We start from the raw sequence: 19,784 nt of genomic DNA, 5'->3' as shown, positions 1-19,784 counted from the left end.
ACCAACGTCGCGGTACCTGGAAGCGAACTTCTTGGCCGCCAGCAGCGTCGCCGCCGTCGTTGGTGAGGCGTATATAGTCGCCACCCCGACAAACTGTCAACACCGCCGCCCAAGTTTTTTGAAGTTTTTGCGACACCCAAACCCCACCCCTTAAAACCCCTGCGTCACCCCGCGAAATTCAATCCGCCGGCTCCCCAAACCAGGGGATAAAGGGTCTCGAGAGAGCCCCAGCCGCACTGCTGCCGCAATGGACCGAAAGGTCTCTGTATAAGACGCCTATGTGGACGAGGCCGGGGCAGGATCAGATGCCGCGGTCCGAACTGAGGCGGATTCGTTGACTTGGGCCCCGCCCGCGGGCAATTGTCAGCGCAAACGAACCATCAAATCATTCATCGGGAAGAAACTCCCAACGGAATGCACGAGACCGAGTTGACCATAGCCGAACTCGGCAACGACCCGCCGCTGATCGCGGACGGGCGCAGTGGCCCCCCCGACCGGCGCGAGGTTTCCGCTCGCTGGCTGACCGGCACGTTTCTGACCGGGCTCACCTCGACCGTTCTCATGGGGGTGGCTCTGGTGGTCGCGCTCGACGGCCGCGAGCAGCTCGCAACCCCGCCCGAGATCGCGGATATCGGTACGGTGGCGCGCGAATATGGCGGCGGCGAAGAGGCAAAGACTGCGCGGCTGGTTCCGCCGCGCCAGGTCGCCCGCGCCCGCAACAAGCGGCGCATGGAAGTCTCGATGATGACGCAGGTCGGCGACCGCAACCTGGTGCGCACGATCCCCTTCGTCCAGATCAAAATGCCGCTGGCGGCCGGTTACAAGACGAGCCGTCCCTACCCCCCCTTCGATCCCCTCGAGGTCTTCGCCGAGGACGGAGCCGCCGCCGAGACCGCTTCCACCATTGCCGGCGGGCAGATCTACGGATCCAAGGTGGAAAGCGAGATGAGTCTGAAGACGGTCGACTTTCCCATGGACACGGCCGTATTCGACGAGAAGAGCGGACTTACCGCAGCGGAAGTTGAGGAGGTCGTACGCGCCACCGGTGCCGACCTGACCGACGGGGCGATCCAGGTCGCCGCTCTGCACTATGTCGATCCGCAGCGTTTCGGCGATTCTCTTGCTGCCCAGGCGCTCACCGCCTCGCTCGGCGTGCGCATCGTGCCTGAGAACGTTTCGGTCTTTCCGCGCGTGGAAGAAACCGCATCGGAACTCGCCTATGCCGAGGATCTCATTCCCCTCGCCAGGGAGCGCGAGCTCATCGAGGCCCTGGCCGACGCAGGCTATGCCGGCGACGATGCGAAGTCGCTCGCGGAAGCTGTCGCGATGCGGCTGCATGCGACGGCGCTGAAACCTGGAACCGTGCTCACGGTCGGCCTTGAGGTGCGTGGGGAGCGGGCGCGCATGGTGCGGCTGGGCGTCTATGCCAAGACCCAGCACATCCTTACCGTTGCCGTGGACGATCGCAGCGTGATCGTCGCCGCCCCGGAGCCCGAGCCCAATCCCGGCCTCCAGACTGCCTTCGACGATACGCCGATCATCACCACCCGCGGCGCGCTGCCCACGGTATATGACGGCATCTATCAGGCCGCTTATTCCTACGGCATGTCGCGCTCCATGACGCGCCAGTTGATCAAGCTGCTCGCTTCGGAGGTCGACTTCCAGTCGCGGCTGAGCCCGACCGACCAGATCGAGGTGTTCTTCTCGCAGCCCGATGAGAACGACCAGGTCTCGAAGGATTCCGAGTTGCTCTATGTGGCGGCCAATTTCGGCGGCACCTTGCGGACATACTACCGCTTCGCCTTCGCGGACGGGTCGGTGGAATATTTCGATGAGGAAGGCCGCAGTTCGCAGCAGTTCCTCCTGCGTAAGCCCGTGCCGACCGGGCAGTTCCGCTCCGGCTTCGGCAGTCGCCGCCATCCGCTGCTGGGCTATACCCGCATGCATACCGGCGTCGACTGGGCGGCGCCCCGCGGAACGCCGATCCTCGCTGCTGGCAATGGCGTGGTCCAGAAATCCGGCTGGTCCGGCGGCTACGGCCGCCAGACGGTGATTCGCCACGCCAACGGATATGAGACCTCGTACAGCCACCAGAGCGGCATCGCCGCCGGCGTCAAGCCTGGTACGCGCGTCAGGCAAGGTCAGGTGATCGGCTTCGTCGGCAATACCGGCCTGTCGACGGGACCGCATCTGCACTACGAACTGATCGTCAACGACCGTAAGGTGGACCCGATGCGGGTGCGATTGCCGAGCGGCCGCGTCCTCAAGGGGAGCGATCTCGCGCGCTTCAATGCCGAGCGCGAGCGCATCGACAAGCTTCTCAAGGAAGAAGAAGGCGGGCCGCTGAAGGTCGCCAGCGTGAAGGCCGCCGAACAGGAATAACGCCCGCTGGGTTCAGGTGCGTCCTTCGAGGCTCCGAAGCCCCAGCCGATTGCGGATTTCCGGGATAGGAACTGAGGGCGGCGGATGCCGACAAACGTCTGCCGCCGGCGAGATGCTCCCGCTATTCGATGAACTCGACCGGAACGCCGGGCGAAACCAGCTTCGCCAGTTCCTGGGCATCCCAATTGGTCAGGCGAACGCAGCCGTGGCTCTCGGTCTTGCCGATCTTGGACGGCTCGGGCGTACCATGGATCCCGTAGGTCGGCTTGTCGAGGGCGATCCAGATCGAGCCGACTGGTCCGTTCGGGCCCGGCGGGATCGTTAGAATCTGGTGGTTGTTGCCCTGCTTGAAATTGACCTTGGGATTGTACGTGTAGTTCGGATCGAACGCCACGCGAGAGACGTTGTGGATGCCCGTCGGCGAGGGCGTGTCGGACGAGCCGATCGTTGCCGGATAGGCTGCGACCAGCCTGCCGTCCTCGCCATAGGCGAGCAGTTGCTTCTGCGACTTGTCCGCGACAAGCCGGGTCACCTTCTTCGAAACTGTCTGGCCGAAATTGGCGACCCTCACCCGCGTGCCGGGGCGCGAGAAGTTCGCGTCGGGATTGAGCGCCTTCAGGAAACCCTCGTCCATGTGGAACCGCTCGGCCAGCATCTCGGTGACCGAGGTGTAGCTCATGTGTTCGAGCCTGGCCTTCTCGCCGTAGTCCTCCGGCACGGAAGCCACGAAGGGGCCGGCCGCGTCGGTCGGCGTGATCTCGTACAAGGCAAAGGGATCGCCGCCGGTCGCCTGAAGCTCGGATTTGATGAGCGCCGTGTCGGTGGACCTAAGGTTCTTCCCGGTGATCTCCCGATAGGCGGCAAGCGCCTTGTCGACATTCGAGCCGAACTTGCCGTCAATGACGCCCGGCGACGCCCCTGCCCTGTCGAGAAGGATCTGCAGCGCGGCCACGTCCTCCCGGGCCGTGAAATTCAACGCCGGCGGCCTGGTTGGCTCGGAAGAATCGAGCTCGGACGGAGAAGTGATCGTGGTGGTTTGGTCTGGGCTCTCGATCCAGGGCTCGGCTGGATCGAGGGGTGCGCGCTCTACTGTCCCGCGAGGCGGCGCTTCCGGGAATGCATCGGAACCGTTGCCGCGCCTGCCGTAGTCGTACTCCGGCTCGACATAGTCATAATCGGGCCGGGGGTAATCCGGATCGGCATAGACGAAATCGTCGGGCGGAGGCAGGGCGCGCAAACGCCGTTCCTGCATCTGGTCGCGTCTCAGCCGCGCCATGTCATCCGGATCGTCGAGATAGTAGCGGTCGTCGCGCCGCTCCCGTCGTGCGGGCCGGCCTTCGAAGCCCCGCGGCTGCACCGCAATGATCTCGCCCGTCATCGAATCGACGATCACCCGATTGCCGTTCCGGTCGTAATAGACCTCCGCTTCCCGGTACTGCGCCAGTTGGATCGAGCCCTCGGAAGGACGCACTTGCCTAGGCGTATCACCGATCAACGAGGGCGGCGGCGTCTGGGCAGCATCCACCGCCGTGGCGGCGGTCATCAGCGCCCCGATCGCCGGAATGAGCATGAAGCTGCGCAGCACGTTCCTTTTCATCTTCCCTCGATGCCCTCGACGAATCGACCAGCGCGATCCCGCAATCCCTTAGCAGGCCTAGTGGTTCCAACATGAACCGGGCATGAAGATGACAAGGTCGGTGAAATGCCACCTGGCATTAGCTGATCCGCGTCAGGGTGTTGTGCGCGGGATGGCCTCGTTCGCGGCAAAACGCAAGCCGCGGAGGAGATCTGTTCCCCTCCGCGGCTCGGTATCGTCAGACGGCCTGGTCGGAGTGATCGCCAGAGTCAGGCTCGACGGCTGTGGGCCGCGCCCGGAAATTCAGCCGGTCGGAGCCAGCCGTCACCTTCACCGTCGAGCCGTCGCGGATGTCGCCCGCCAGGATCCGCTCGGCGAGCGGGTCCTGCAGTTCCCTCTGCATCACCCGCTTGAGCGGACGTGCGCCGTAGGCCGCATCGTAGCCGCGGGTCGCGAGCCAATCGATGGCTTCCTTGTCGAGGTCGAGCTTGATCTTGCGGTCCTCCAGAAGCTTCTCGAGGCGCTTGAGCTGGATTTCGACGATCCTGCCCATGTCCTGGCGGCGCAGTCGGTGGAACAGAATGATCTCGTCCACCCGGTTGAGGAACTCCGGCCGGAAAGACGCCCTTACCACGCCCATGACGTCGTCACGCGCGACGTCGACATCCTCGTCTTCGCGAAGCGCGACCAGGTATTCCGAACCAAGGTTCGAGGTCATGACGATCAGCGTGTTGCGGAAGTCGACCGTCCGGCCCTGGCCATCGGTCAGCCGGCCGTCGTCGAGCACCTGCAGGAGCACGTTGAAGACGTCCGGATGGGCCTTCTCGATCTCGTCGAAAAGCACGACCTGATAGGGCCGGCGCCGCACCGCTTCCGTCAGCGCGCCGCCCTCCTCATAGCCGACATAGCCGGGAGGAGCGCCGATCAGCCGGGCCACGGAATGCTTCTCCATGTACTCCGACATGTCGATGCGCACCATTGCGTGCTCGTCATCGAACAGGAAGTCGGCCAGCGCCTTGGTAAGCTCGGTCTTGCCGACGCCGGTCGGCCCGAGGAACATGAACGAGCCAATCGGCCGGTTCGGGTCCTGCAGGCCGGCGCGGGCGCGCCGCACCGCCTTGGAGACGGCCTGGACCGCCTCGCCCTGGCCGACGACCCGCCTTCCGATCTCGTCCTCCATGCGCAGCAGTTTTTCGCGCTCGCCTTCGAGCATCTTGTCGACCGGTATGCCGGTCCAGCGCGACACGATATGCGCGACATGATCGGGCGTGACGGTCTCCTCGACCATGCCGCCCTTGCCGTCGTGCTCCTCGGCTTCCTTGAGCCGCCGCTCCAGTTCGGGAATGACGCCGTAGGCCAGTTCGCCGGCGCGCTGGAATTCACCGCGACGCTGGGCGATCGCCAGTTCGTTGCGGGCCTCGTCGATCTGTCCCTTGAGGTCGGCTGCGAGCCCGAGTTTCTGCTTCTCTGACTGCCACTTCGCCGTCAGGGCGTCGGACTCTTCTTCCAGTCCGGCAAGTTCCTTTTCGATGCGCTCCAGCCGGTCCTTCGAAGCCTCGTCGGTTTCGAGCTTCAGCGCCTCGCTCTCGATCTTCAGTTGCATGATGCGGCGGTCGATCTCGTCCAGCGCTTCGGGCTTGGAGTCGACCTGCATCCGCAGACGCGACGCCGCCTCGTCGACAAGGTCGATGGCCTTGTCCGGCAGGAAGCGGTCGGTGATGTAGCGGTTGGACAGCGTCGCGGCCGAGACAAGAGCCGAGTCCGAGATGCGCACCTTGTGGTGCTGCTCGTACTTCTCCTTCAGCCCGCGCAGGATCGAGATCGTGTCCTCGACGCTCGGCTCGTTGACAAACACCGGCTGGAAGCGGCGGGCGAGCGCTGCGTCCTTCTCGACATGCTTGCGGTACTCGTCGAGCGTGGTGGCGCCGACGCAGTGCAACTCGCCACGCGCCAGGGCGGGCTTCAGCAGGTTCGAGGCGTCCATCGCGCCGTCAGCCTTACCGGCGCCGACCAGCGTATGCATCTCGTCGATGAACAGGATGATCTCGCCATTCGATGAGGTCACCTCCGAAAGCACGGCTTTCAGGCGCTCTTCGAATTCGCCGCGATATTTGGCGCCTGCGATCAGCGCGCCCATGTCCAGCGCCATCAGGCGCTTGTCCTTGAGCGATTCGGGCACGTCGCCATTGACGATGCGAAGCGCCAGGCCTTCGGCGATCGCGGTCTTGCCGACGCCGGGTTCGCCGATCAGGACCGGGTTATTCTTGGTGCGCCGTGACAGAACCTGGATGGTGCGCCGGATCTCGTCGTCGCGGCCGATGACCGGATCGAGCTTGCCCGAGCGTGCGTCGGCGGTCAGGTCGCGGGCGTACCGCTTCAGAGCGTCATAGCCCTGCTCGGCCGATGCCGTGTCGGCAGTGCGCCCCTTGCGGATATCGTTGATCGCGGCATTGAGGGCCTGCGGGGTGACGCCGGCATTCGCCAGGATTTCGGAGGTCTTCGCCGACTTCTCCATCGAGAGAGCCTGCAGAAGGCGCTCGACTGTGACGAAGCTGTCGCCGGCCTTCTTCGCAAGCTCCTCGGCCGTCGAGAACACTTTTGCGAGGGGCTGCGCGAGATAAAGCTGGCCGTTGCCGCCTTCGACGCGCGGCAGCTTCTCCAGGGCGGCTTCGACCCCGAGCTTCACGTCGCGAGGACGCCCGCCGGCCCGCTCGATCAAAGAGGACGCAAGGCCCTCGTCGTCATCGACGAGAACCTTCAGCAGGTGTTCCGGTGTGAATTGTTGGTTGTTGCGCGAGAGCGCCATGGTTTGCGCAGCCTGTATGAAACCGCGCACGCGCTCGGAATACTTTTCAATATCCATATCTGTCTCCATTCCGACCCCGGCCCGCTCGCGGCACCGGTTTGGCCAATGTGACGAACCCCCATTCAGTCACGGCGGGTCCAATTGGAGCGAATATGGGAAGCGGGTACAAAGCTCTCAAGGCGCGCCGACCAGCACCCCGAAAAGAAAGCGGCGGGAGCGTCTCCGCTCCCGCCGCGTTGCATTACAAACTTTCGATCAGGCTTCCGCCGCGACCGCGGTCGTCTCTCCGCCGGCATCCGTAGAAGCGTCGCCGGCGGAAGCACCCGCCGCAGCTTCCTGTTGCTCGCCGGTTTCACTCTTGCGGCTACGCCGAGGGCGCCTAGCCCGCTTGGGTTGCTCCTGTGCCGGCTCTTCGGCTCCCTGTGCCTGGGCCTCTGCCGGCGCAGGCACTTCAGCAGGCTGATCACTGCCTTCAGGCTGCGCCGAGGGCTGCTCGCCCTCACCGCGTTCCTGCCCGGCTCCGTTCGCCTGATGGCGATTCTCGAAGCGACGGCGATAACGGCCACCGCCCGTCTGCTGCTGGCCGACATTCTCGTTGTTCAGCGCCACTTCCGCCGGCATGCCTTCGATGACCGGCTGCGGACCCGACCCGTTCACCTGCATCGGCTGCACGTTTTGCTGGGCGGGCTGACCATGGTGATGCTGCGGCTGAGCCGGGGCATGCGATTCGCCGCCCGACTCCGGACCATATCCAGCTTCGAAATCGTCCTCGAATTCCTCGCGCGGCGCCTGCGTTTGCTGCGGCGCGAACTGGGCCTGTGCGGCGGCGATGATTCGGTTGTAGTGCTCGGCGTGCTGGAGATAGTTCTCGGCCATCACCCGATCGCCCGAGCTCTGCGCATCGCGGGCGAGAGCTGCGTACTTCTCGGCGATCTGCTGCGCAGAGCCGCGAATCTTCACGTCAGGCCCGTTGCTCTCATAGTTGCGGGAAAGCGGATTCGGTCCCTTGCGGCCGCCCATGTTGTTGTTGCCGCCGCCACCACCGCCCCCGCGGCCGCGCATGCGCCTGTTCTGCTGTTGTGGCCTCATCAGACTCTCTTCGTTTTGAAATCTTAATCACGAACGGACGCGCCGGGCGGCGAGCCGGTTCGTAGTCCTCCGACGATGTTCGCCCGCATCGGTTGCGTTGGCGTCACATGCGATCCCGTTTGTTGTCGATGTCACGACACCGGACGATCCCCGTGCGAAGCGCAAGCATCAACTTGCGTGAAAGGCAGCTTTTTCTCAGGGAACCGAATTGTTCAGAGCACTGCCTGCTTCGTCCATCCGGTACTCGGACCCTATCCATATTCTACCGGATTGCCAAGAGATATTTCCGCTGTCTTTCTCAAGCCTGCGAACGGACAGGCAAGCCGAAGATCACCACGCGATCATCGCCGCCCAGGTCCTTTGCCGAACCCAGCAGCTCAAAGCCTTGTCCCTCGAAGATCGAGGTCACCGCCTGCCTCTGGTCAAAACCGATCTCAAGACCGATTGTGCCGTCGTCATCGAGAAATCTTGCGGCTTCCGCGGCGATGCGCCTGTATGCATCGAGCCCGTCGCCTCCGCCGTCGAGCGCCGCACGGGGATCATGTTCCCGCACATCACGCGCCAAACCGGCAATATCGTCCCTGGGTATATAGGGAGGGTTCGATACGATTACATCATAGAGACCCGCGACATTTTGGAACCAGTCCGAACAAGTGGCCGAAAAGCGAACGCTAAGCCCCAGTCTCTCCGCGTTCGCGCAAGCCGTCGCCAGCGCCTCGGCCGAAACATCGACCCCTGTGGCCGTGGCCTCGGGGAATTGCGACAGCAGGGCCAATGCGATCGCCCCTGTTCCGGTGCCGAGGTCGAGGATGCGGCAGCTTCCGCGTCTCGCGACCGTCTTCCTCACCAGGGGAAGCATTGCGTCTACCAGTGTTTCCGTATCCGGCCTGGGCTCGAGGGTGGCTGGCGAGAGCGACAGTTCCAGCCCATAGAACTGTCGCGAACCTGTGATCCGGTGCAGCGGCTCGCCTGCCGTCCGCCGCTCGAACGCCTTCAGGATCTTGCGGCTCGTCTCGGAGTCGACCGGCCGCAGTGGGTCGATGATCGCATCCGTGCGCGTCGTCCCGGTGAAACGTTCGACCAGCAGCCGCGCATCCAGCGCCGCATCCGGGATACCAGCCTTCAGCAACATGTCGCGGCCAAGCCGGAGAAGGACCTCCAGCGTAACCGGGCCGCCTTCAGCCATCCGCTCCGACCTCGGCGAGCAGTTTCGACTGATGATCCGCGATGAGGGCAGACACGATCTCGTCGAGTTCGCCCATCATGACACGGTCGAGCTTGTAGAGCGTGAGGTTGATTCGGTGGTCCGTCACCCGCCCCTGAGGGAAGTTGTAGGTGCGGATTCGCTCCGAGCGGTCGCCCGAACCGACCTGCAGACGGCGTGATTCGGATCGTTCCTCCGCCGCCTTCGTGCGTTCCATGTCGTAGAGTCTTGCCCGCAGGATCTGCATGGCGCGGGCGCGGTTCTGGTGCTGCGACTTCTCCGCCTGCACCACCATGATGCCGGTCGGCAGGTGGGTGATTCGCACGGCCGAGTCGGTAGTGTTCACATGCTGTCCGCCCGCACCCGACGCGCGCATGGTGTCGACCCGGACATCTTCGGGCCGGATCTCGATGTCGACTTCCTCCGCCGCCGGTAGGACCGCGACCGTTGCCGCCGAGGTGTGGATGCGCCCGCTGCCCTCGGTCTCCGGCACCCGCTGGACGCGATGTACGCCCGATTCGAACTTCAAATGCGCGTACACGCCCCGGCCCGAGACGGACGCAATGATTTCCTTGAAGCCGCCGACCTCACCCTCGTTTGCCGAAGCGACTTCGACCTTCCATCCCTGGGATGCCGCATAGCGCTCGTACATGCGAAAGAGATCGCCGGCGAACAGCGCGGCCTCGTCGCCGCCGGTGCCGGCGCGGATTTCCAGGATGACGCTTCTGTCGTCCGCCGCATCCTTGGGCAGGAGGAGGATCTGGATGTCTCGCTCCAGCGCTTCTATGCGCTCCTCCACATCATCCGCCTCGGCTTCGGCGAGCTCACGCATTTCGGCGTCGGTTGCCTTGTCGGCGAGAAGACCGGCAAGGTCTCGGCGTTCGCGCTCAGCGTCCCGCAATTCCCTGATCTTGGCGACCATGGGCTGCAGTTCGGCATATTCGCCGGCCATGCGCACATAGGCCTCCGGCTCGGGCCCGGCCGACATCTGCGCTTCGAGCAGGTCGAAACGCTTCACGACCTGGTCCATGCGGTCTTGCGGTAATTTCGTCATCCGTGTCTTCAGAGGGGTATTCCGCAATCGTCGGCGAAGGTCTGCAGCAGCGCCCGCATCGGCAAACGGGCGCTCACCCCAGCCAGGTTCTCGTCTATGAAAGAGGCCAAGGCCCGCACCGGCAGTTCGGCAAGCATGGCCTTGACCGGCCCGATGGAGGCCGACGACATGGAGATAGAGCGGTAGCCGAGCCCGATCAATGCCATTGCCGTGATCGGCTTGCCCGCCAACTCGCCGCACAGCGTGACGGGCGTGTCGCTACGAGCGCCTGCCTCCGCGATCTGCTTCAGCACCCGCATGAACGGCACAGACAGCGGATCGAAGCGGTCGGCTAGCTGGCTGTTGCCGCGATCGGTCGCCATCACGAACTGGAAGAGATCGTTGGAGCCGACCGAGACGAAGTCGACTGCCTGCATCAACTCGTCGAGTTGGAAAAGCAGCGAAGGGACCTCCAGCATCGCGCCCACCTTGAGGCTGGTGGGAAGCAGGTGGCCGAAGCGCGACAGGTGTGTCACCTCCTTGTCGATGATTTCGCGCGACCGCTCGATCTCGCCGAGCTCAGTCACCATCGGCAGCATCACCCGCAGTTCGCGCCCGGCGGCGGCGCGCAGCAGCGCACGCATCTGCGAGCGCAGCAGCCCGGGCCTGTCGAGCGTCAGCCGAACCGCGCGCCAGCCGAGCGCCGGATTCTCCTCGTGAGCAACAGTCTTGAAATAAGGCAGCACCTTGTCGCCGCCGATGTCGATCGTGCGGAAGGTGACCGGCTTGCCGCGTGTGGCATCGAGCACGTCGCGATAGAAACGCTCCTGCGTCTCGGCACGCGGGAAAGTCGAAGCCACCATGAACTGGAGTTCGGTGCGGAACAGCCCGATCCCCGCGGCGCCCGAATCGGCGAGCTGCGGCAGGTCGACCGCCAGCCCTGCATTCATCAGCAGGTCGACCGCCACTCCGTCCTTCGAGACGGCAGGCTTGTCGCGGAGTTCGCGGTAGAGCTGCTGCCTTCTGGCGCGGAACCTCGCCTTCACGGCATAGGCGGATTCCACATCGGATTGCGGGCGCAGGTGAACCGCGCCTTCCTCGCCGTCGACGATGACGGCGTCGCCGTTCTCCGACATCGACACGGCGCCCTTGAGCTGGCCGACCACGGGGATGCCCATGGCCCGCGCGACGATCACGACATGGCTGGTGATCGTTCCGTCCTCCAGCACCAGCCCCCTGAGCTTGTCGCGCGGATAGTCGAGCAGTTCGGCCGCCCCCATCGAGCGGGCGACGATAATCGAATCCTTCGGTAGGGCCGCAGCGATGTCGTCCGGCGAGCGGCCCATCAGTTGGCGCAGCAGCCGGTTCGCCAGATCGTCGAAATCGCTCATGCGCTCGCGCATGTACGGGTCGGTCATGTGCATCATGCGCGCACGCATGTCGCTCTGCACCTTCTCGACCGCAGCCTCCGCCGTCAGCCCGTTGCTGATCGCCTCCTCCAGCCGGCGAACCCAGCCGCGGTCGTTGGCGAACATGCGGTAGGCTTCCAGCACATCCCGGTGCTCGCCCTCGAAATTAACCTCGCCGCGCGACAGCATGTCGTCGATCGACAGCCGCAGCGAACCAAGCGCGTTGTCGAGCCGCCTGATCTCCGCATCGGAGTCCTCATTGAACAGGTTGGTCACCACGATACGAGGCTCGTGCAGCACGACATGGCCCAGGCCGACCCCGTCGTTGAACGCCTGTCCGGTGAAGGAGACCGGTCGTCGCAAATCGAGCTCGATGCCAGGCCGCGTCAGCCGCGCGAGATCGCCTGTCGCGATCATTTCGGCCATCACCATGGCCGTGGTTTCGAGCGCCTCGACCTCATCCTCGCGGTAGGTGCGCATCGTCCGGTTCTGGACAACCAGTACGCCCAGGGTGCGGCCGGCGCGCAGCACCGGCACGCCGAGGAAGGAGTGGTAGATCTCCTCACCCGTCTCAGGCAGGTACGCAAATGCCGGATGCTCCTGTGCGTTGGACAGGTTCAACGGCCGTGCGCTTGCCGCGATCGTGCCGACGAGACCCTGCCCCAGCCGCAGTTGTGCCAAGTGGACGGCGCCGGGGTTGAGGCCTTCGGTGGCGTAGAGCTCCAGCACGGAGTCGGCGCGAAGCACGTAGAGCGAGCACACTTCGGCCACCATGTTGGCGGCGATTTCGCGCACAATCCGGTCGAGCCGGGCCTGCGGGTCGAGCGGCTCGGCCATGATCTCACGCAGGCGTCTGAGTAGTACGCGCGGTCCCACGGCCTAATCCCGCATCCAGCCTCCAGGCGGCAAGGAATGCGGCGGCGCCGCCGGCCGGCGTGCCGCCATCCCTAGCCGGGTGTTTACCCTAATGCTTATCGAGACCGTAGACGGAATGCAAAGTGCGAACAGCCAATTCCGTATAGGCGCCGTCGATCAGGATCGAGATTTTGATCTCGGACGTCGTTATCGCGCGAATATTGATCCCCTTTTCGGAGAGTGCCTTGAAGGCGGTCGCGGCGACGCCGGCATGACTTCTCATGCCGATGCCGATGACGGACACTTTCGACATGCCCTCGTCATGCTGGAGGACGTCGAAGCCGACCGTCGCCTTGACCTTCTCGAGCACCGCGAGCGCCTTGGCGATGTCGCCGGACGGCACGGTGAAGGTCATGTCGGTGAACTTGCCGTCCTCCGAGATGTTCTGGACGATCATGTCCACATTGATGTTGGCCTCGGCGAGCGGCCCGAAGATGCCCGCCGCGACTCCCGGGCGGTCGGAAACGCGCCTGAGCGAAATCTGGGCTTCGTCCTTGGCGTAGGCGATACCGGTGACGACTTCCTGTTCCACGATTTCTTCCTCGTCGCAAATCAGCGTTCCGGGCGGATTGTGAAGGTCGCCCATACCCGGCGCATCCGGGTCCGCGAATGACGATCGAACGAAGGTCCGCACCCGGTGGACCATGGCGAGTTCGACCGAGCGCACCTGCAGGACCTTCGAGCCGAGCGAGGCCATCTCCAGCATCTCCTCGAAGGTGATCCGGTCGAGGCGACGCGCCTTGGGCTCGATGCGCGGATCGGTCGTGTAGACGCCGTCTACGTCGGTGTAGATATCGCAGCGGTCGGCCTTGACGGCGGCGGCAATGGCGACCGCGCTGGTGTCCGAGCCGCCGCGGCCGAGCGTGGAGATCCGGTTGTCGGGCGCGATCCCCTGGAAGCCAGCGATCACGGCGACCTGCCCTTCCTCGAAGCGCTTGATCAGGACAGAACCGTCGATATCCGTGATGCGCGCGGCGCCATGTGCGCCGTCGGTGCGGATCGGGATCTGCCAGCCGTGCCAGGAGCGTGCGTGGACGCCCATCGACTGCAGCACGATGGCAAGCAGCCCCGAGGTGACTTGCTCGCCGGAAGCGACCACGGCATCATATTCGCGCGCGTCGTGCATGGGCGACGCTTCGCGCGTCCAGGCGACCAACTCGTTGGTCTTGCCCGCCATGGCGGAGACGACGACAGCGACCTGATGCCCGGCATCGACCTCGCGTTTCACATGACGCGCGACATTACGGATGCGATTGATATCGGCGACGGAAGTTCCGCCGAATTTCATCACGATACGCGCCATGGATTAAGCGGATGCCCCGTTCGACTGTCCCGGGCTCAGGCAAGCCTTGGAATGATTGCAGTTTGCGGCCGCCGCGCTGGCCCGGCGCCAATGCGGGCGCTCTTAACCAAATCGCTGCCATTCCGCAAGGCTTCCTGCCTCGGAGGGCTATTCCGCCGCTCCGGCCGGTCTCCGCGACTCAAATGCCATGCGGAAACAGTTGGCGAAACCGGCCGAAGCGTCTATGTGTCGGTCCAGTGGTCCCGTAGCTCAGTAGGATAGAGCGGCAGATTCCTAATCTGTAGGTCGCAGGTTCGATTCCTGCCGGGATCACCAGCTAACCCCCTTGAATCGCCAGATAAATCAAGCCGCTAAAAATCAGCTGTCATGTCGCAGTCTGTCGCAGCTTCCAGTTTATACCAACTCTATACCAATCTCGCCCGAATCGATGGTTGCTATTTTTGGCTTGCTGCTATCGTTCTGGCGCGAGGTATCGATAGTTGGGCGACGGCCCACTCGCTCCCAACATTCCGATTAAATCATCGTTAACGTAAAATGCCACCTTACTCCATAATGCCCTGTTAACAGGTGAAGGTTTTTTTGCGGCTGTCACAAACGCGCTGTGTGCGGGATGATCGCCTCCCTTGCCCCGACTTTTACCACTGTTGGCCCTTGGATTGGCGCTGACTCTATTTATTGCTGTGCCTTTCGTTTCTTATCTGCATTTGGCCGGACACCATCTGGCGGAGATGCGAAGACGACAGGCAGACTGGAGCCGCTAAAGCCTCCCATCGAGGCCCTGCGCACGGCAGAAAATCACCTTGCGGCCACGCACGGCAGAGCGGCTCTGCAGATAATGCAGAATGGTTCCGCGTACGCCCGCCTGATTGCCATCTTCAGAGAGCATCGCATCGATAAAGCAAGTGGACTTATCGGATGGACAAAATCCGAATTGGTCGATGTGGAATCGGCCGCAGTACGTCCAAGCGTTATAGCGCCTGTTGATCTTTCTTTGGGTATAAATCTGAATATATACGACGCAATAGAGTCAATAAAATGAGAATTGTTAGAACATCCGTCTTTGCCATCTTTTTGGCTATCGCAATATCGAACGGTAGTACAAATGCCAACCCGGCCTCAACGGATTGTGATCTCATCAAATCAACGTTTAGGAATCACATTGAAACGATATTTCTGATCGAAATGGCGCACTTCCATCTCAAAGACAAGTACGGCGTCGACGCAAAACTCTATGATGAAGCGTTATCTCATTATAATTCGAAACTTTCGTTCAAGGCTGTGAATGAAATTTCTAACCTCTGCCCTATTGGCTAGCGTTGGTAGCAAGCTCGCCTAACTCGATGTTGCCTTTGTTGTTTTGAATTCCCCACCGGGCGTCACTTCAACGACAGGGGGTTAGTCTAGCCTTTCAGTGCCTTCACGCTCGCGACATCAACAGGAGAAGCAGGCTTCGAATGCCAGCGTACGGAAGGAGCAACCCTTGAGCACCAGCTTCAAGAAGAGCTTGAAGACACATTTCCCGGCAGCGACCCGGTTTCCGTGATCATCACCGCCACTCCCGAGCGGCCCAAGCAGCTTCGCCAATAGCCGCTTGCGTCGACGCTTCGCCGATGCGCTGCGCCGCCACCGTCAGGCCTGCGGCGACCCTTCATGAATGGCTTTCTTGATCTCGGAGCGGAATTCCGGCGTGTCGTGCTCGCCGTGGACGGCGACGGCATGCTGCACCGCGGCGTTGATCAGCTCTTCTTCGCTGTCCGCCACGATCGCGACAGTGCATTTCATTTCGCTCGGGAACTCTCGGCAGTCGATATATTTGCGCATGGTTTATCTCCATGAATCGACGTGTAAGGCGATGCACTTGCCCGCCCCGATTTGCGCTCTCCCGTCGCCCCAAATTATACCACGGAATCCAAACTTCGCGCGGGCTGGCCACCCCCAGCCGACTATTTCGCCTGATGCCGCTGCTTCTGAAGCCCCGTTGGCTTGATCGCTTATGGACAAGCGCCAACGCTCCCTTTGACCGCCAGCTCAGTCCCCTTCACAGTCGGCGAGAACATCCCGAAGCTGCGATAGGATCGAGCCCTTCGACGGCGAATAGGAGCCGTTCAACACCGCAGTGCCGATGGTGAAGGCGTTCGCGCCCGCAGCCTTGATCGCCCTGATTTGCGCTGCCGAAGTAACGGCCCCGGCGACGATCAGGTATTTGTCCGGCCCCAGTCCCTTGCGTGCGGCGCGCACCAGGTCGATCGGATCGGCCTCAGTCGCGCGATAGGCAAGTACGTCGCAACCGGCACAGCCCTTGCGGACAAAGGCCCGGCAATCCGCCTCGGCATCGGCGGCCGTGCCGCCGAGCTTCGTCGGATGCCCGACCGGCTTGCCAGCAAACGGGAAATAGGCCGTATCGCTACCGTCGAGGATGCCGAGGATCTCGTCGACCTGCGTGCCGCCGAGCAGCCGCCGTACGCCGAGATCGCGGGCGATGCGCGCCGACTGCAGGCACACCTCCGGCATGGTCGAGACCACTTCCATGTAGGAGATCGCGCCGGCCCGATGGATGTCGGCGACAAGCGTCTTCAGCGCCGCGCGCGGCACGCCGACATCCTTGAAGCCCACATGTTTCAGACCGACCGGCTCGATGAGCCTCATCAGGTCGAGGCTGTCTTCGATCGTGCGATCATCGCGCGTCAGCATGAAGATGAAATCAATCACGAACGAACATTCCTGGTTCCGCCTTCGGCGATCGACGAGAAAGTGGAGAGAATCAAGGAACAGTCGATCGCGGAGCTCTCCGGGGGAGCCGCATCGCCCTGCCCTGACCGCTCTCTTTCTGCGGCGGGTATACGGGATAGTTTTAAGGCGAAAGGACCACAAGAACTGAAACCGTCGTCTCAACAAAAGTGCAAGCGACGCAGGGCTACTCCGCCCGGTGCTCGTCCCACCAACGGCGGATATCAACTCACAATCACAATTCTCGAAGCCACACTTCCCGAGACTACTTTGTCAGACGTCAATTCGCTGCAGCGGCTTGCGCGCCGGGCCGTGAAGGACGGAGCCGTCTGCAGCGAAGATCGAGCCGTGGCAGGGGCAGTCCCAGGTGCGATCCGCATTGTTCCAGGTCACCGTGCAGCCCTTGTGCGTGCAGGTCGCGGAGACGGCATGGAGCGCGCCGCCCCCGTCACGCCAGGCCGCGATCTTCTTGTCGCCTGAGACGACCACGCCCCCTCCGCCCGGCGGGATCGTGTCGAAGCCGGAAACGATGGTCTGGCTGTCGCCATCCTTGTGAAAATCCTCGGGATATGGCCGGGCAGGATCGTAGAGGTTTTCCCAAGGGCTCGATTGACCGGCAACAAGTCCGGCGATCATCAGGCCGGCGGCTGAGCCGTTGCTGATGCCCCAGGCGTTGAAGCCGGTCGCGATGTGGAATCCCGGCGCCTTCTCGCGGTCCGGCGTCCCGACATAGGCGACCCGGTCCGGCGTGTCATAGTCCTCGTTGCACCAGCGCCAGACCGCCTCGCCGACCGGAAGTTGCCGCCGCGCCCAGGCCTCCAGTTCGACGAACCGCCGGGCGACGTCGCCGTCGTGGCCGGTATTGAATTTCGGTCCGAGCACCACGAGCAATGGCCCTTCGGCATCACGGCCGGTCCGGATCGAATGCGTCGGTTCGTCGATGCCGATGAACATTCCGTCGACAACGCCAGGATCGTTGATCCGGAACGCGATCGCCGTGTGCATACGCGGCTGCGTGCGCCTTGCCATGCCGACCGGGCTTTTGACCGTCATGTTGGTGGCGACGACGACGTGCTCGGCATGGACATTGCCGCCGTCGGTGACCACGCGCCAGCGGCTTGCCTCGTCGATCAGCCTCGCCCGACTGTTCTCGAAGATCTTGCCGCCGAGATCAGTAACCGCAGCCGCCAGGCCAACGAGATAGCTCGCGGGATTGAACTGCCCCTGCCCAGGGAAGCGAAGCGCCCCAGCGGTCTCGAACGGCAGCGGAGCTGCGGTCCAACGCCTCGGCCCTGAACCCAAGCTCGCGCGCGGCGGCGGCCTCCGCCTCCAGTTCACCCCGCCGGCCCGAGTTCAGCGTGTAGCTGTAGGCGTCCTTGTCGTCCAGATCGCAGTTGATAGCGTACTGACCGATCCAGTTCCTGATCTGGCGTACGCCGGCGCTGTTGGCGTCCGCATAACTCTGCGCCGCCTCGCGCCCTTTTGTCTCGATGAGGTGGCGATAGATCAGGGCATGCTGCGTCGTGATCTTGGCCGTGGAGCCGCCGGTCACCTGACCGCCGACGCGCAGACCTTCGACGACAATCACCGAGTGGCCCATCTCGCAGAGGCGCAGCGCCGTGGTGAGGCCGACGATCCCGGCGCCGACCACCACAGTCTCGGCATGCAGGGAGGCGTCCAGAACCGGATAGTTCGTGGGCGGAGCACTCGCGACCCAGCAACTTCCGACTTTGCCTGGAAGGTTGTTCATGGCAGATCCGACTCCCAAGTGCGGGGCAAACGCGCGGCAACTCTCGCCCCCGGCAAAGGTTCGAACGCACGGCTGCTTCGGAACGTTCCGTGGAAGCGGAAGGCCGACGCATCGCGACGCGTGCCGGGCAGCTGACACCGGCTCCACCTCCGACAAACGAAGGCCGTGCCCTCCGCTGCGCGATCAAATCTCATTCCACGCCCCCGTTTTCAGCCGGGATCGTGTAAGAGAGGCAACTGGATGACCGCGCCACTTTGGGTGAGCGTCGGAAGGCACGAGGAACACATTGGCACAACGCGCAGGCAGCGCCGATCTGCCGCTTCACGGCGGGCGAGTGCCCAGATGGTTGGGCGAACGCATGACGCGCCTCGGCGCGGTCATCACCGAGGCGATCGTGCACCATTACGGCCGCGACGAGTTCCTGCGGCGCGTCGCCCATCCCTACTGGTTCCAGTCCTTCGGCGCGGTGATGGGCATGGACTGGCACTCGTCGGGGATCACGACCAGCGTCATCGGCGCGCTGAAGCGCGGCTTAACTCCGCTCTCGAACGAACTCGGCATCCATGTCTGCGGCGGCCGCGGCGCGCAGTCGCGCAAGACGCCGCAGGAGTTGCTGGCAATCGGCGAGCGCACAGGGATCGACGGCAGTCAGTTGGCGACCGCAAGCCGGCTGGTGGCGAAGGTGGACAGCGCCGCGGTCCAGGACGGCTTCGACCTCTACCTGCATGGTTTCATCGTCACTGACGATGGGCATTGGGTGGTGGTCCAACAGGGCATGAACGGCGAGCAGCGGCAGGCACGCCGCTACCATTGGCTGTCGGAAGGGCTGGAGAGTTTTGTCGACGAGCCCCACAGCGCGATCGAGGGCCGCGGCCGCGGCGAAATCATCAACCTCACCGACCATCGCGCAAAACAGTCCCGGCAGGGTCAGCTCGATCTCCTGGCCTCCTTGGGTCCGGACAGGATCGTTCGCGAGCTTTCGGTAATCGAGGGTCTGCCGGACAACGGCGCGGACCAACTCACGCTGCCGCATCTCGTCATGCCCGCGCATCACGACGTGCGCGAGAGCGACGTCGTCATGCGGCGTCTGCACGGCAACATCGCCGCGGCGGCGGAACGCGGTCCGGCGGATTTCGCCGAACTGCTGCTCGTGCCCGGCGTCGGCGCGCGTACGGTACGCGCGCTGGCGCTGGTCTCCGAAGTGGTGCACGGCGCGCCCTGCCGCTTCTCCGATCCGGCCCGCTATTCGATTGCCCATGGCGGCAAGGACCGGCACCCCTTCCCCGTTCCCCTTAAGGTCTATGACGAGACCATTCAGGTACTGAAATCGGCGGTGTCGAAGGCGAATCTCGGTCGCGAGGAGGAACTCGCGGCGCTGAAGCGGCTCGACGATCGCTCCCGCGCTATGGAGCGCTACGCGACCGGGCCGAGTCTAAAAGAACTTGTCGCAGGCGAGATGGACCAATCGCACCTGCTCGGCGGCCGGAGTGTGTTTGGGTGGGAGGCACGGCCGGATCCGGAACAAGGTCCAGGCGAGAAGCAGGCCTCAACAGGAAGCGGTGAGCCGATATCTCAACAGAAGTCCTGACT

At 63.5% G+C, this 19,784-nt stretch carries 11 protein-coding genes, 1 tRNA gene and 1 pseudogene; 3 read left to right on the top strand and 10 right to left on the bottom strand.

The genetic code is table 11. From position 1 onward, the window contains the following. Positions 1 to 414 precede the first annotated feature (414 nt). Entirely contained in the window at positions 415 to 2,382 is a 1,968-nt protein-coding gene (locus tag HUI96_RS05870; RefSeq protein WP_188253692.1) for a M23 family metallopeptidase, read from the top strand. Positions 2,383 to 2,503: 121 nt separating this feature from the next. On the opposite strand, the gene HUI96_RS05865 is transcribed toward HUI96_RS05870, so the two are convergent. From HUI96_RS05865 to HUI96_RS05835, 7 genes are all read right to left on the bottom strand, one after another. Next, on the bottom strand, positions 2,504 to 3,979 hold the full coding sequence (locus tag HUI96_RS05865; protein ID WP_237683968.1) for a L,D-transpeptidase family protein: 1,476 nt from the start codon (positions 3,977 to 3,979) through the stop codon (positions 2,504 to 2,506). Positions 3,980 to 4,196: 217 nt separating this feature from the next. Continuing rightward, positions 4,197 to 6,821: an ATP-dependent chaperone ClpB gene (gene clpB / locus HUI96_RS05860; protein ID WP_188253691.1), complete on the bottom strand. Its 2,625-nt coding sequence runs from the start codon at positions 6,819 to 6,821 to the stop codon at positions 4,197 to 4,199. A 198-nt stretch (positions 6,822 to 7,019) separates the two neighbouring features. Next, positions 7,020 to 7,853 carry a DUF4167 domain-containing protein gene (locus HUI96_RS30030; protein ID WP_337917998.1) on the bottom strand — a complete coding sequence of 278 codons (834 nt, stop codon included), beginning with the start codon at positions 7,851 to 7,853 and terminating at the stop codon, positions 7,020 to 7,022. 298 nt (positions 7,854 to 8,151) lie between these two features. Next, positions 8,152 to 9,039, bottom strand: coding sequence for a peptide chain release factor N(5)-glutamine methyltransferase (gene prmC / locus HUI96_RS05850; protein WP_188253690.1), 888 nt, complete (start codon positions 9,037 to 9,039; stop codon positions 8,152 to 8,154). Continuing rightward, positions 9,032 to 10,111, bottom strand: coding sequence for a peptide chain release factor 1 (prfA, locus tag HUI96_RS05845; protein WP_188253689.1), 1,080 nt, complete (start codon positions 10,109 to 10,111; stop codon positions 9,032 to 9,034). The genes prmC and prfA overlap by 8 nt, the downstream gene beginning before the upstream one ends. Positions 10,112 to 10,119: 8 nt before the next feature. Then, the gene (ptsP, locus tag HUI96_RS05840) at positions 10,120 to 12,336 is read right to left on the bottom strand and encodes a phosphoenolpyruvate--protein phosphotransferase (protein WP_188253723.1); all 2,217 of its coding nucleotides are present in this window, start codon (positions 12,334 to 12,336) and stop codon (positions 10,120 to 10,122) included. A 127-nt stretch (positions 12,337 to 12,463) separates the two neighbouring features. After that, positions 12,464 to 13,717, bottom strand: a complete 1,254-nt coding sequence (locus HUI96_RS05835) for an aspartate kinase (RefSeq protein WP_188253688.1) — start codon at positions 13,715 to 13,717, stop codon at positions 12,464 to 12,466. Between the two features lie 238 nt (positions 13,718 to 13,955). Between HUI96_RS05835 and HUI96_RS05830 the strand changes: the two genes are divergently transcribed. Next, positions 13,956 to 14,032, top strand: a tRNA-Arg gene (locus tag HUI96_RS05830). A gap of 1,314 nt (positions 14,033 to 15,346) precedes the next feature. On the opposite strand, the gene HUI96_RS05825 is transcribed toward HUI96_RS05830, so the two are convergent. The 3 genes and pseudogenes from HUI96_RS05825 to HUI96_RS05815 all read right to left on the bottom strand — a co-directional run bounded on the left by HUI96_RS05825 (position 15,347) and on the right by HUI96_RS05815 (position 18,194). Further along, a complete protein-coding gene (locus HUI96_RS05825; RefSeq protein ID WP_188253687.1) occupies positions 15,347 to 15,538 on the bottom strand; it encodes a DUF1059 domain-containing protein in 192 nt (63 codons plus the stop codon). Positions 15,539 to 15,745: 207 nt separating this feature from the next. Then, the gene (locus HUI96_RS05820; RefSeq protein ID WP_210320039.1) at positions 15,746 to 16,426 is read right to left on the bottom strand and encodes a 4-hydroxythreonine-4-phosphate dehydrogenase; all 681 of its coding nucleotides are present in this window, start codon (positions 16,424 to 16,426) and stop codon (positions 15,746 to 15,748) included. Positions 16,427 to 16,717: 291 nt separating this feature from the next. Then, positions 16,718 to 18,194 (bottom strand): annotated as a pseudogene (locus HUI96_RS05815) (FAD-dependent oxidoreductase). Positions 18,195 to 18,480: 286 nt separating this feature from the next. On the opposite strand from HUI96_RS05815, the gene HUI96_RS05810 reads away from it, so the two are divergent. Then, entirely contained in the window at positions 18,481 to 19,782 is a 1,302-nt protein-coding gene (locus HUI96_RS05810; RefSeq protein ID WP_188253686.1) for a DUF763 domain-containing protein, read from the top strand. Positions 19,783 to 19,784 lie beyond the last annotated feature (2 nt).

Origin of the sequence: Pseudaminobacter soli (ex Zhang et al. 2022) (genome assembly GCF_014595955.1) — a bacterium.
Classification (GTDB): Bacteria; Pseudomonadota; Alphaproteobacteria; order Rhizobiales; family Rhizobiaceae; genus Kumtagia; species Kumtagia pseudosoli.
This window is presented reverse-complemented; position numbering and strand designations above follow the sequence as displayed.

Bases quoted from the DNA above. Each gene is read 5' to 3' on its own strand.
- HUI96_RS05870 (WP_188253692.1), top strand. From the start codon at position 415: ATGCACGAGACCGAGTTGACCATAGCCGAACTCGGCAACGACCCGCCG.
- HUI96_RS05865 (WP_237683968.1), bottom strand. From the start codon at position 3,979: ATGAAAAGGAACGTGCTGCGCAGCTTCATGCTCATTCCGGCGATCGGG.
- clpB (WP_188253691.1), bottom strand. From the start codon at position 6,821: ATGGATATTGAAAAGTATTCCGAGCGCGTGCGCGGTTTCATACAGGCT.
- HUI96_RS30030 (WP_337917998.1), bottom strand. From the start codon at position 7,853: ATGAGGCCACAACAGCAGAACAGGCGCATGCGCGGCCGCGGGGGCGGT.
- prmC (WP_188253690.1), bottom strand. From the start codon at position 9,039: ATGGCTGAAGGCGGCCCGGTTACGCTGGAGGTCCTTCTCCGGCTTGGC.
- prfA (WP_188253689.1), bottom strand. From the start codon at position 10,111: ATGACGAAATTACCGCAAGACCGCATGGACCAGGTCGTGAAGCGTTTC.
- ptsP (WP_188253723.1), bottom strand. From the start codon at position 12,336: ATGGCCGAGCCGCTCGACCCGCAGGCCCGGCTCGACCGGATTGTGCGC.
- HUI96_RS05835 (WP_188253688.1), bottom strand. From the start codon at position 13,717: ATGGCGCGTATCGTGATGAAATTCGGCGGAACTTCCGTCGCCGATATC.
- HUI96_RS05825 (WP_188253687.1), bottom strand. From the start codon at position 15,538: ATGCGCAAATATATCGACTGCCGAGAGTTCCCGAGCGAAATGAAATGC.